This is a genomic window from Aeromonas sp. 604443 (assembly GCF_049170315.1).
GTDB classification, from domain to species: Bacteria; Pseudomonadota; Gammaproteobacteria; order Enterobacterales; family Aeromonadaceae; genus Aeromonas; species Aeromonas veronii_A.
The window spans coordinates 231,697-243,996 of the sequence record NZ_JAAKMI010000002.1 but is presented as its reverse complement, the minus strand read 5'-3'; the positions used below and the strand labels follow the sequence as shown (position 1 = coordinate 243,996).

The following is a 12,300-nucleotide window of genomic DNA, read 5'->3' as shown; positions in this document are numbered from 1 at the left end:
TAGACGACAACAACCACAGCCCACCTCACCGTCAGTGACCGCCCATGACAAGGGAAGATGATGAGCCGGTGGCCCACTCGGTCAAATGAAGGATGAGAGTCTGTTGTTCTCCCTGATACCGGAGCCTAACCGGTATTAAAGAAACCATTCCCCAGCAGTGTCTGTCGTTTCTGCGTGCCTCGCCCTATAGGCGTATGATCGGTCGGGTTTCTGGCGGCTCTGCCTGCTTCAGGGTTGCCCTTGGATCGGCGCGGAGTGTACACACTTACCGCGGGCAGTGACAATAAAAAATAGTGTTCAAAATCCCCTTTTAATAAGTCGATCAAATCTTGCTGGCGGGCAGGCGGGCTCTGGGATGGCGCAGGTTATGCGACAGCCCGGTTTCCCCTTGAAAAGTGTGTGAAAACGCCATGATTGGGCTGACGCCTTGCTGTACGGTCGCTGAGGGGAATTTGGCCACCACCGCCAGCGCCTAAATATCGCAATAAATGTCACATTTATGCGATCTCCCTCCCGGACGTTGCCCCGCGCGCCGCACATTCGCCGCTCTTCCCTTGCGTCAAAAAATGGGAAAAACCTGCGCTGACGCAATGAGTGCCCCGCACGGATTGGCCACAATGACCGCTCACAATCGGTTAGAGGCTGACTAATGGATACCCTGCTTGAGCGTTTTCTGCGTTACGTAACTTTTCATACCCGCTCCGATGAGACCAATCCAGCCTGCCCCAGCAGCGAAGGCCAACTGATCTTTGCCCGTGCCCTGCAAGAAGAGATGAAGGCGCTGGGGCTAACCCGGGTCACCCTGGATGAGCACGGCTACCTCACCGGCTGCCTGCCGGGCAACCAGCCGGACGCCCCCGCTATCGGCCTGATTGCCCACATGGACACCGCCGACTACGAGGCGGAGCACGTAGTACCGCAAATCATCGAAAACTATCAGGGCGGCGACATCTGCCTTGGCAAGGGTGACGAGGTGCTCGCCATTCGTGACTACCGCTTCCTGAAAAACTACCTGGGTCAGGATCTCATCACCACCGACGGCACCACCCTGCTTGGTGCCGACGACAAGGCGGGCATCGCCGAGATCCTCACCACCATCGACCACCTGCAGGCCCACCCCGAGATCCCGCGCGGCGATATCTGGGTCGGCTTTACCCCGGATGAAGAGATTGGCCGCGGCGCCAACCTGTTCCCGCTGGAGAGATTCCCGGCCAGGTGGGCCTATACCGTGGATGGCGGCGAACTGGGCGAGCTGGAGTATGAAAACTTCAACGCCGCCAGCGCTACGGTGCGTTTTATCGGCAATAACGTCCACCCCGGCACCGCCAAGGGGAGCATGATCAACAGCCAGACCCTGGCCGCCCGCTTCCACGCCGCCATGCCTGCCGACGAGACCCCGGAGTGCACCGAAGGGTATGAGGGCTTCTTCCATCTGGCCCAGATGAGCGGCACCGTGGAGGAGAGCACCCTCCACTACATCATCCGTGACTTCGACGACGAGCACTTCGCCGCACGCAAAGCCGAGATGCAGAACCGGGTGGCAGCCCTGCTGGCCGAGTATCCCAAGGCCCGCATCGAGCTGACCCTGACCGACAGCTATCGCAACATGCGCAGCCAGATCGAGCCGCACATGCATATCGTCGAGCTGGCCAAGGCCGCCATGGAGGCCGCCGACGTGGTGCCGAAGATCAAGCCCATTCGCGGCGGTACCGATGGCGCCCGTCTCTCCTTTATGGGCCTGCCCTGCCCCAACCTCTTCACCGGTGGCCACAACTTCCACGGCAAGCACGAGTTCATCCCGCTGCAGTCCATGGAGAAATCGGTCGCCACCCTGGTGGAGCTGGTGCGCCTCACCGCAGCCTGGCGCGGTTAATCGGGTCGCTATCATTACCAGGGCAAAAGGGGGGAGCCGGTCAACCGGCCCTCCCTTGCTATCTGGCCATCACCCATCAAGAAAGGTAAACCGGGGAGGGTCGCTCAGGAGCTACTGGCTGCCGCTGCCATCAAACTGTCATCCCGCTGACATGTCGCGGGAACAGTGCCACATCATGCTGGGAGCAACGGATCGCCGGAGCCCTCCAGATGTTCACTATCGATACCCTGCTGACCCAGCACTTCCCCCGCCTGCTTGGCTACCCCCTGCTCACCCCGTTGTTCAAGCGGCTGCTGGGCTGGCTGCTCAACGAACGTGCCTTTGCCGACTTTGCCGCCCGCTACCCGCACCTGCGCGGCCTCGACTTTGTCGAGCAGGCGCTGACCCAGCTCGATTTCGACTATCGGGTCAGCGAGGCGCAGCTGGAGCATATTCCCGCCAGCGGCCGGGTCATTCTAGTCGCCAACCACCCCATCGGCTCGCTGGATGGACTGGCGCTGCTGCAACTGCTCGGCCGCATCCGCCCCGATGTGAAGATCGTCGCCAACCAGCTGCTGGCCCAGCTCGCGCCGCTGCGCCCTCTGCTATTGCCGGTGGACAATATGGAGGGCAAGACCGATCGACAGGCCATCCTCGCCATGAACGAACACCTCGCCCATGAAGGGGCACTGGTGATCTTCCCCGCAGGCGAAGTCTCGCGGCTTGGCCTCAAGGGGGTGAAAGATGGCCCCTGGCAGGCAGGCTTTATCAAGCTGGCCCAGCGCACCCGCACCCCGCTGGTGCCCATCCATCTGGGAGGGCGCAACAGCCTCTGGTTCTATCTCGCCTCCTGGCTCAACAAGCCCGCCTCCGCCCTGTTGCTGGTGCGCCAGCTGTTTCGCCAGCAGGGGCAGACCCTGCCGGTGACCATAGGAGCGCGCATTCCGCTCGGCAGTTTTCAGGAGCTGCCCGCCAAGACGGCGGCGCGGCTGGTGCGCAACCACCTCTACCGGATTGGCCGTGGCAAGGCGGGACGGCTGCAGACCGAGGCCCCCATCGCCCTGCCGGGGGATCGCCGCCAGCTCAAACAGGCCATCGAAAGCTGCGAACAGCTCGGCACCACCCCGGATGGTCAGGGGATCTACCTCTACCGCCGCCACGAACTGAGCCACTCGGTGATCCTGCGCGAGCTGGGGCGACTGCGGGAGATCGCCTTTCGCGCTGTGGGGGAAGGCTCCGGCAAGCGGCGGGATCTCGATGGCTTTGACAACGACTATCACCACCTGATCCTCTGGGATCCGGCCCGACTCGACATTATCGGCGCCTACCGCTTTGCCCCGGTGGCGGAGCTGCTGGCCAGCAAGGGGAAGGATGGCCTCTACAGCCACACCCTGTTCGGCTTTGAGGATAAGTTGCTGCCCCGGCTGGAGCAGGCCATCGAGCTTGGCCGCAGCTTTATCGAGCCCGCCTACTGGGGCAAGCGGGGGCTCGATTATCTCTGGTTCGGCATCGGTGCCTATCTGGCCCGCTATCCCCGCTACCGCTACCTGTTTGGCCCGGTGTCGCTCTCCGGCAGCCTGCCGCCGGCGGCCAAGGATCTGCTGGTGAGCTTCTACCGCCAGCACTTTGCCCCCGAGCTGGCGCTGGCCCCCTCCCGCCGTCCCTACCCCGAGACGCAGCCTCTGTTCGAAGGGGTGGATTACGGCGCCGATCTCAAAGCACTCAAGGCCCGTCTCGACAATCTGGGCTGCGCCATCCCCACCCTCTACAAGCAGTACTCCGAGCTGTGCGAGCCGGGCGGGGTGCAATTTATGGACTTTGGTATCGACCCCGACTTCAACCACTGCATCGACGGGCTGGTGTGGGTCGATGTGAGCCGCATCAAGCCCCACAAGCGGGCCCGCTATATCGGCAGTCATCTGGCCGAGCCGCGCTCATAGCCCTGCAGGCGCCAGGCAAACAGCCAAAGGCAAAAAAGGAGAGAGAGGCCATCGCCTCCCTCTCCTTTCGCTCTCATGCTCAGCACCTTTTCGAGGCGCTCGGCCCATCTGGCGTTACTCGGCCGCCTTGCGATCCGAGTGGCCGAGATCCCGCTCAGGGGCGATAACATCGCGCACCCGCTGCTTGATCTCCTTGGCCTCGGGGAAGCCGTCATCGACCACCCGATCCCACACCTGCACCCCGTTCACCAGAATGCGGAACTCCCCCTTGCAGGCCGGCACCAGCGCCACCTCCCCCAGATCGCTGTCAAAGGTGGAAAGCAGCTCCTGCGCCAGCCAGGCGGCGCGCAGCATCCAGCGACAGAGGGTGCAGTAGCGGATTTCGATGCGGGGTTTGCTGATCAGGGTTTCAGACTCGGTCATGAGTGACTCCATAAAAAAAGCGGCCAATGGCGGGAAGTGGCGTACCGCCACCCAATGGCCAATCCCGGTTCGGTCAAATCAGCGCTGATCAACCCCATGAAAATCGGCCAGCCAATGGCGGGCAATGGTACGCATCGCCGATTCTGGCAGCTCGAACAGGCCGGGAGCAAGAGGGCCTGCCGCCAGCATCCGGATCCCTTCCATGATCTCCGCCAGCACCAGATAGACATATTCGCCAATCACGGCGCCATGGACGAAGTTGACCGCCTCACCCCGGTTGAGCAGGTAGATCTGGGTACCATCCGGCCGGTTGAGGGCCAGCACATGGGGGCACACCTCTTCGCTCGGCCACGGCAACTGGGCCAGCGAGAAGGCAAACTCGTCATCGGCCGAGGTGACCGAGGCGACCATGGTGCCGGGGCGCAGCGCCTGCAGATCCGCCAAATCCAGCGAGCCGTTGCCGGTAGAGCAGATCACCAGCTCGGCGCGGCTCAAGGCTTCAGCCTTGGTGATCAAGCGAAAACCGTGAGAGAGCGCTTCGACCTGTCGCAGCACATCTGTTTCCACCAGCCCGAGATGAAGATTGCGACAGCGCAGGTCGCGGGCGATGCTGCGCCCCACCTTGCCATAGCCAAACAGCACGGCTTCGCAGACGTTGAAAGTACGGTTGAGATTACGAGCCAGCGACTCCGCGGAGTAGACCACGCTCAAACCAATCTGGATATCCTCGGCCTGCTTGAGGGGACTGCGTGCCACCGACACCACCGGGGTCGCCAGCACCTCCTGCTCATAGCGTTGATGGCCGTTCTCGGTCATCTCCACCACCCCGAGGAAACGGGGGCCGAAGTATTCACTCAAGATCACCTGGGTTTTGGCAAAGTAACCGCCAATATCGAGGATCAGCAACCGCTCGTGGGGGGCCACCAGCGGCGCAATCTGCTGGATGAGGCTGTCGGGTTCATTGGTCCAGCGTCGGTTGAGGGGCAGCACCGGATAGTGCTGGGATACCCACTCCAGGGTCGGGCCGTGTACCGATTTCGGTTTGGGCAAAATGGCACCAATCCGTCCAATCTGACCGAGAGCGTCGATAAAACGGGGGCGATCGGGAAGCAGGTGAGTGACCAGCAGAATGCAGAGACCATCGATACGTCCCTGTCCGGTGAAATGGCGAAAAAACAGATGCTCAGATCCTTGACTGCGCAACTGTGGCCTCCTTATGTGCCGCAAAGCAGGCAAACAGAACCCGGCGCGGCCGGGTTCTGTGTGTGTCCAAATAAAATGAAAATCCTTTTTATCTGAAACACATAGGGGGCTCAATCATTATCTGCCAAGAGTATGAGCAGGTATGCAAAAATGGCGCCATTTGACCATTTTCCACACAAGTATCAGTACAAAGAAGCAGCAGGCCAGACCCACCATAGGCTGAGCCCGGTTCCCGCGGCAGCGAGCAGGATCAGCCCACTCCAACGCACTGGCCAGGGTTTGTCACGTAACGCCCACTCCAGCAGCGGCAGCAACCAGACCGGCAGCAACACCACCAGCGGCACCTCCACATATTGCCAGGCCAGCATCTGGACGAAGGCGAGGGCCAGCGCCAGACCGGCGGGTGCTACCTTGATGTCAACAAAGGTGGCAAGCAGGGCGCGAAAACCGGCGAAAGCGGCCAGCGCACCGGCCAGCTGGGCAATCAGCAGACTGCCATCGATGCCGATCACCAGTGCCAACCAGATAAAGCCGAGGGCAAACCCGAGCCCTTCGCGGCTGTCACAGCGCAAGGTGCTCCAGCCAAACCAGAGGATGGCGGGCAGTAGCGCCAGCAAGATCCCGGGTTCGCTCGCCAGTACCGAGGCCAATCCCTGCCACCACACCAGCGCACTGAACACCGCAAAGAGCAGCAGTGAACCGCGCAGATCGTTCACCTGAGCCGCAATGGCGGGCACCAGCAGGGTCAGCGGCAGCCACTGCCACGCCTTGGCCGGAATACCATAGAGACCGCCGAGCAATGAGCCCACCAGCCAGAGCGCCAGCGCGCCCCACAGATAACCCAGTCGCGGCCAGCGCCACGATAGCAAAGCGGCTCCCAGAGGAGCCGCCAGGGTTTGCAGCAGAAGTTCCGCGCCCATTACTTGCGCACGCCTTCGACAAACAGGTTGATGTTCATCTCGTCCGGAATGCCGGGCAGCATGTAGCTCACGCCAAAGTCACTGCGCTTGATGGTGGTGGAGGCGTTGAAGCCGCTGCGGTAGCCGCCCCAGGGATCCTTGCCCTCACCGATCTTGACCAGATCGAAGGCCACTTCCTTGGAGACACCGTGCAGAGTCAGGGTCCCTTTCAGCACGCCTTTATCCTTGGTGCCCTCGTAAGCGGAGCTGACGAAGGTCATCTTGGGATACTGCTTCACGTCGAGGAAGTCCGGACTGCGCAGGTGCTTGTCGCGGGCCTCGTGATTGGAGTCGACGCTGGCGGCATCCACTTCAAAGCTCGCCTTGGCGGCCGCCGGGTTGGCGTCATCCATGCTGAAGGTGCCGCTGAAGGTGTTGAAGCGACCCACCAGCTCGGAGAAGCCCAGGTGACCCACCTTGAACTGCACCGTGGTGTGCGCCGCATCCACATCGTAATCCGCCGCCATCAGAGGGGTAACCATAAACAGGCAGGAGGCCAGCAGAGCCTTGGTCATTTTCATCCGTTCGTTCCTTCATCTTGGGGTTCACATCAGTGGTTAAAATGCTAACCTCGTTCTGAAGATGAATAATCAGTGATTTATTAAATTCATTATTTACTGAGGATGGAAAATGGACCAGATCGCCGCCATGCGTACCTTTATCAAGGTGGTGGAGTGCCAGAGCTTTACCAAGGCCGCCAACCAGCTCGGCATCTCGGTCGCCATGGCCTCCAAGCTAATGCAGCAGCTGGAGGAGTCCCTCGCCACCCGGCTGCTGTCGCGCACCACCCGTCAGGTCAATCCCACCGAAGCGGGCCAGTTCTACTACCAGCGCTCCCTCGCCCTGCTGGCGGAGTTGGAAGAGACCCACAGCCAGCTGACCCACCACAACCAGCAGCCGAACGGTACCCTCAAGCTCTCGGTGCCGATGGATTTTGGCTATCTGCACCTCTCCCCCGCCCTGCCGCTGTTTCGCCAGCGCTTTCCCGACCTCAAACTCGATATCGAGTACAGCGACCGGCGGGTAGCACTGGTGGAAGAGGGGTTCGATCTGGCGCTGCGGATCGGCCACCTCAGCGACTCCTCGCTGGTGGCGCGCCAGCTTGCCACCATTCGGGTCGAGCTTTGCGCCAGCCCCGCCTATCTGGCACGCAAGGGCAGACCGGGAAAACCCGAGGATCTCAAGCAGCACGACTGTCTGATCTACACCCTGACCCAGCCGGAGTGGCACTTCAAACGGGGAAGCGAGCAGCAGAGCATCCGGCCACAGGGGCCGCTGCGGGCCAACAACGGGGTGGCGCTGACCCGCGCCGCTTGTGATGATCAGGGCATCATATTGCAGCCCACCTTTATCGTGGGGGAGGCCCTGCGGTCAGGGCAACTGGTCAGCCTGCTGCCAGAGTGGGACAAGGGAGAGGTGGGACTTTATGCGGTCTATCCGCACCGCCGCTTCGTCTCGGCCAAGGTGCGCTGCTTTATCGAGTTCGTGCAGGAGCGCTATCTCGCCCCGCAACAGTGGGATAAGCCGTGATGATTGCCAGAGCAGAGGATACGGCCTGCTGGTCCGGCTTGAAACCTAGCGCTGGCCAGGTGCGGCGGTGGATGCGGCAACAGGAGTGAGCTTGGCTAGCAGACGCTCCTGCTCGAGACTCAACTGCCAGCGTGGCAGTCGGGTGCGGATCACCGACAACTGCTGCTCACTGAGAGCATAGGGGAGCGCCACTTCAATCTCGGGGCAGTCAAACATGGTGGCCAGCTGCAGGATCAAAATGAGGTTTGCCTCGTCTGTCTTGTGCTTGTTGACCCGTTTGCGGATCTCGTGGCGCAGCTGGGTTTCGGGGTCCTGGGTCATCGCCTGCCAGCCGAAACCGAACAACGGCACCAGCGCGCTGACAATCCCCAGCGCCGTCATCGGCTGCTTGGGGGGATGATAGAGTGCGTTGAGATCCAGCAGAACAGGATTCTGACGAACCTCACCATCACCAAATAAAATCGTTTTCGTCATTGGATTACCCGTTATATTCCACTAGACTGCGCCGCATATTTTACCCCGATATGCCAACGAGGTGCTGATGCTAAGCGATATCGAGATCTCCCGCCAGTCCCCCCGTCTCTCAATCCACGCGCTGGCCGAACGCCTCGCCATCCCCCAGCACCTGCTCAGCCCTCATGGCCACTACAAAGGCAAGCTCAGCCTCGACCTGCTCAAGTCTCAGCCCAAGCAGAGCGGCAAGCTGGTACTAGTGAGCGCCATCACCCCGACCCCGCTCGGTGAAGGGAAAACGGTGACTACCCTTGGCCTCTCCATGGGGCTCAACCATATCGGCCAGCCCAGCATCGCCACTATCCGCCAGCCGAGCCTCGGGCCGGTATTCGGGGTCAAGGGGGGCGCTGCCGGTGGCGGCCACGCCCAGGTGGTGCCGATGGAGGAGATGAACCTCCACCTCACTGGCGATTTTCACGCCCTGACGGCGGCCCACAATCTGGCGGCAGCAGCCCTCGATGCCCGCCTGTTCCACGAACAGAAACTGGGTGCCGAGTTCACCGCCAAAACCGGCCTCCCGCGGCTCGATATCGATGCTGACAACATCCTCTGGCCACGCACCCTCGACATGAATGACCGCGCACTGCGCCACCTCACGATTGGACAGGGGGGCGCTGCCGATGGTGTGGAGCGCAGCGATCGCTTCGTAATCACCGCCGCCTCCGAGCTGATGGCCATTCTGGCGCTGGCGAGCGATCTGAAAGACCTGCGCCAGCGTATCGGCCGCATCCAGCTGGCCCGCGATATTCACGGCAAGCCCATCACTGCCGAACAGCTGGAAGTAGCGGGCGCCATGACGGTGCTGCTCAAAGATGCGCTGCAACCGACCCTGATGCAGACCACCGAGCAGACGCCGGTGCTGGTGCACGCCGGCCCCTTTGCCAACATCGCCCACGGCAACTCCTCGGTGATCGCCGATCGTATCGCCCTTGGCCTGACCGACTATGTGGTGACCGAGGCAGGTTTTGGCTCCGACATGGGGCTGGAGAAATTCTTCAACATCAAGAGCCGCCAATCAGGTATTACCCCCGCCTGCGTGGTGCTGGTGGCCACGGTGCGCGGCCTCAAGGCCAACAGCGGCCTGCTCGATATCCGCCCGGGCCAGCCGCTGCCAGCCAGCCTGCAAGGGGAAGATCTGCCAACCCTCAAGCAGGGCTGCGCCAACCTCGCCTGGCATATCCGGAACGCCCGGCGCTACGGGGGGCCGGTGGTGGTCGCCATCAACCGCTTCCCCACCGACAGCGAGGCCGAACTGGCGCTGCTGGCCCATGAAGCGCAGCAAGCCGGTGCCTGTGGCGCGGCCATCTCCAACGCCTTCACCCAGGGTGGTGCCGGCGCCAGCGAGCTGGCCCGCGCCGTGGTCACCGCCTGCGAGCAACCAGGTAAGGTGAAACTGCTCTACCCCGACGAGGCGAGCCTCGACGCCAAACTGGCGACCCTGGTGGAGTGCGGCTACGGCGGCCGCGGAGTGCAGCTCTCCGACAAAGCCCGCCAGCAGCTGGCCCAGCTCTCCGCCGAAGGGTGGGATCACTTGCCCATCTGCGTGGCCAAGACGCCGCTCTCCATCAGCCACGACCCAGCCCTCAAAGGGGTGCCGACCGATTTCGAGGTGCCCATCGACGAGGTGAAGCTCTGCGCCGGTGCCGGGTTCGTCTATGCGCTGGCGGGCCCCATCATGACCATGCCGGGGCTGGGCAGTCTGCCTGCCTATCGCCATATCGATATCGATGAGAACGGCGAGATAGTCGGCCTGAGCTGAGCCCTTCCACAACGCCAGAAACAACAAGGCCCCGCCAATTGGCGGGGCCTTGTTGTTATCCATGCATCAACCCTTAGAGGGTGAAGCGCTGGGTCATATGGTGCAGGGTGTTGGCCAGCTTGCTCAGTTCGACGCAAGCCTGGGCGATCTGATGAGCGCCCTGGGCATTCTCGTCAGCGGCATTGTGAATATTGACGATGCTGCGGTTGAGCTCTTCGGTCACCGCGTTCTGCTCTTCGGTGGCGGTGGCGATCAGGGTGTTCATGTCAGTGATGCGCACCACAGCACCGTTGATGGTCTCGATACTGGTACCGGCATCCCGTGCCAGACCGACACTCTCCTGCATCTGGTGACGGCTCAGCTGCATGGCGTTGCCCGCCTCGGCGGCGCGACTCTGCAAGAGCTCGATCATCTTGCTGATCTCGGCGGTGGAGTCCTGGGTACGCTGGGCCAATGAACGCACTTCATCCGCAACGACCGCAAAACCACGACCCTGCTCACCGGCACGGGCCGCTTCGATGGCGGCGTTAAGGGCCAGCAGGTTGGTCTGACCGGCGATATCGCGGATCACATCCAGCACCACGCTGATGTTGGCGCTGTCGGCCTCCAGCTGCTGCACCACTATGCCCGCCTGTTCAATCTTGACCGACACCTCTTCGATGCTGGTAATCGAGCTGCGTACCACTTCGCTGCCGGCAGCAGAGGTGCGGGAGGCATCCTTGGCGGCGCTCATGGCATCCGTAGTGTTGCGGGCCACTTCGTTGACGGTGGACTGCATCTCGTTCATGGCGGTCGCCACCTGGGAGACTTCGTTCTGCTGGATGGCCATGCCGCTGGCGGACTGGCTGGAGATGGCGCTCACCTCCTCCACTGCGCTGCTGAGTTGGCTCACGGAGCCGGCGATCTCGCTCACCAGATCGGAGAGGGAGCCCTGCATCCGGTTGATGGCGGAGCCCAGCTGACCCAGTTCATCGCGGTTGAAGTGGCTGTCACGGATCCACTGCTGCAGTTCGCCCTGACCCAGATCGCCATTGGCAATACGCTGGGCCTGACGGGCCAGCATGATCAGCGGGTCGCGGATCTGGCGGGTCAGTACCACGGAGAGCACCACCACAAGGATCAGACCAATCACCAGCGCGATGGTGACACTCAGATTGGCGGATTGATAAGAGTCGACAATGTCACTGCGGGATTCAGACGCATAACCATGGTTAATCTGGATCAGGGAGGCCACTGACTTGCTCAGCGCGGTGTAAAGGGGAACCCCCTCCTCAAGGAAGATGCGTTGGGCTTCGGCAAGCTGATCGCTGTCTTGCAGCTGTGTGACTCGCTGGTGCAGGGCGACGTAACGATCCCAGTCAGATTTCACCGTATCGAAGGTACGGCGCTCCGCCACATCCTCAGGCCAGATCGTCTTGTCATGGGCAATCAGCTGCTGCGCGATCGAGTTAAGCTGTTGACTGGCAATATTCCGATATTCAGCCCTTTTCAGCGGCTCGGCGGCCACCACGAAATAACCCAGCTCATAACGACGCAACTCACCGAGAGAATCCCCGATCGCGCTGGTGCGATTGACCGCTGGCAAGATGCTGTCGGTAAACCGGATGGCAACATCATTCATGTTGCCAAACTGGACAAGGGCAAAACCGCCGATAAAGGCGACCATCAAACCGAGCACGGCAAAGCCGGCGGTGAGTTTTTTACCTATGGTCATGGTACTGGTATTCATGGGATATCCTGGTGGTCGTTAAATTCGTAGCACTCGTCCGGTTCACGCCCTCCTGACATGAACTATCTGGCCACCTGTTCAGTGGCGCACCATCCAACCTTGATGAATATCTCTGAATTCCATGAGGGGCAGCGAGAGCCGTGAGGGGGCGCTAGAGTAACCGGATCGTGGCGGTTCGGAAAGAGTCTGTCCGGTTACTTTTTGTAAGGTGAAAGCGAGGTTTTTTTCGTGTTCGATTAAATATATCGCTCAGATGAATAAATCGAAAAAATGCATAACGTTTGCATAGGGCAAGCCACGCGGGCCAAGCAGTGGCAGACCGCCACTCTCATCCTGAACCAATGAAAAACGCCAGCAATGGCAGCTGGCGTCTCGTTTATTCAGCATGGCGG

Annotated in this window: 10 protein-coding genes; 4 read left to right on the top strand and 6 right to left on the bottom strand. The window is 61.3% G+C overall.

Features of this window, described 5'->3' with window-relative positions:
* Positions 1 to 649 precede the first annotated feature (649 nt).
* Complete coding sequence (pepT, locus tag G5380_RS04715) at positions 650 to 1,873, top strand: peptidase T (protein ID WP_421352439.1); 1,224 nt, start codon at positions 650 to 652, stop codon at positions 1,871 to 1,873.
* A 209-nt stretch (positions 1,874 to 2,082) separates the two neighbouring features.
* Positions 2,083 to 3,792, top strand: coding sequence for a lysophospholipid acyltransferase family protein (locus tag G5380_RS04710; RefSeq protein WP_421352438.1), 1,710 nt, complete (start codon positions 2,083 to 2,085; stop codon positions 3,790 to 3,792).
* Positions 3,793 to 3,906: 114 nt separating this feature from the next.
* Here the strand turns inward: G5380_RS04710 and G5380_RS04705 are convergent, their stop codons facing one another.
* The 4 genes from G5380_RS04705 to G5380_RS04690 form a co-directional block, all read right to left on the bottom strand.
* Positions 3,907 to 4,215, bottom strand: coding sequence for a SelT/SelW/SelH family protein (locus G5380_RS04705; RefSeq protein ID WP_216979195.1), 309 nt, complete (start codon positions 4,213 to 4,215; stop codon positions 3,907 to 3,909).
* 78 nt (positions 4,216 to 4,293) lie between these two features.
* The gene (locus G5380_RS04700) at positions 4,294 to 5,418 is read right to left on the bottom strand and encodes an adenosylhomocysteinase (RefSeq protein ID WP_216951723.1); all 1,125 of its coding nucleotides are present in this window, start codon (positions 5,416 to 5,418) and stop codon (positions 4,294 to 4,296) included.
* Between the two features lie 182 nt (positions 5,419 to 5,600).
* A complete protein-coding gene (locus tag G5380_RS04695) occupies positions 5,601 to 6,338 on the bottom strand; it encodes a hypothetical protein (RefSeq protein WP_421352437.1) in 738 nt (245 codons plus the stop codon).
* Complete coding sequence (locus G5380_RS04690) at positions 6,338 to 6,898, bottom strand: YceI family protein (RefSeq protein ID WP_216951725.1); 561 nt, start codon at positions 6,896 to 6,898, stop codon at positions 6,338 to 6,340. Before G5380_RS04690 ends, G5380_RS04695 begins: the two co-directional genes overlap by 1 nt.
* A gap of 109 nt (positions 6,899 to 7,007) precedes the next feature.
* On the opposite strand from G5380_RS04690, the gene G5380_RS04685 reads away from it, so the two are divergent.
* Complete coding sequence (locus G5380_RS04685; RefSeq protein WP_150997262.1) at positions 7,008 to 7,907, top strand: LysR family transcriptional regulator; 900 nt, start codon at positions 7,008 to 7,010, stop codon at positions 7,905 to 7,907.
* Positions 7,908 to 7,952: 45 nt separating this feature from the next.
* Here G5380_RS04685 and G5380_RS04680 read toward each other — a convergent pair whose 3' ends face one another.
* Positions 7,953 to 8,381 carry a hypothetical protein gene (locus G5380_RS04680; RefSeq protein WP_279496602.1) on the bottom strand — a complete coding sequence of 143 codons (429 nt, stop codon included), beginning with the start codon at positions 8,379 to 8,381 and terminating at the stop codon, positions 7,953 to 7,955.
* 67 nt (positions 8,382 to 8,448) lie between these two features.
* On the opposite strand from G5380_RS04680, the gene G5380_RS04675 reads away from it, so the two are divergent.
* Positions 8,449 to 10,179 carry a formate--tetrahydrofolate ligase gene (locus tag G5380_RS04675; protein WP_421332644.1) on the top strand — a complete coding sequence of 577 codons (1,731 nt, stop codon included), beginning with the start codon at positions 8,449 to 8,451 and terminating at the stop codon, positions 10,177 to 10,179.
* Positions 10,180 to 10,252: 73 nt separating this feature from the next.
* Here the strand turns inward: G5380_RS04675 and G5380_RS04670 are convergent, their stop codons facing one another.
* Positions 10,253 to 11,908, bottom strand: a complete 1,656-nt coding sequence (locus tag G5380_RS04670) for a methyl-accepting chemotaxis protein (RefSeq protein ID WP_421352436.1) — start codon at positions 11,906 to 11,908, stop codon at positions 10,253 to 10,255.
* Between the last annotated feature and the right edge of the window lie 392 nt (positions 11,909 to 12,300).

What these genes read in the sequence shown, in the direction of transcription:
- pepT (WP_421352439.1), top strand. Translation starts at nt 650, where the DNA reads ATGGATACCCTGCTTGAGCGTTTTCTGCGTTACGTAACTTTTCATACC.
- G5380_RS04710 (WP_421352438.1), top strand. Translation starts at nt 2,083, where the DNA reads ATGTTCACTATCGATACCCTGCTGACCCAGCACTTCCCCCGCCTGCTT.
- G5380_RS04705 (WP_216979195.1), bottom strand. Translation starts at nt 4,215, where the DNA reads ATGACCGAGTCTGAAACCCTGATCAGCAAACCCCGCATCGAAATCCGC.
- G5380_RS04695 (WP_421352437.1), bottom strand. Translation starts at nt 6,338, where the DNA reads ATGGGCGCGGAACTTCTGCTGCAAACCCTGGCGGCTCCTCTGGGAGCC.
- G5380_RS04690 (WP_216951725.1), bottom strand. Translation starts at nt 6,898, where the DNA reads ATGAAAATGACCAAGGCTCTGCTGGCCTCCTGCCTGTTTATGGTTACC.
- G5380_RS04685 (WP_150997262.1), top strand. Translation starts at nt 7,008, where the DNA reads ATGGACCAGATCGCCGCCATGCGTACCTTTATCAAGGTGGTGGAGTGC.
- G5380_RS04680 (WP_279496602.1), bottom strand. Translation starts at nt 8,381, where the DNA reads ATGACGAAAACGATTTTATTTGGTGATGGTGAGGTTCGTCAGAATCCT.
- G5380_RS04675 (WP_421332644.1), top strand. Translation starts at nt 8,449, where the DNA reads ATGCTAAGCGATATCGAGATCTCCCGCCAGTCCCCCCGTCTCTCAATC.
- G5380_RS04670 (WP_421352436.1), bottom strand. Translation starts at nt 11,908, where the DNA reads ATGAATACCAGTACCATGACCATAGGTAAAAAACTCACCGCCGGCTTT.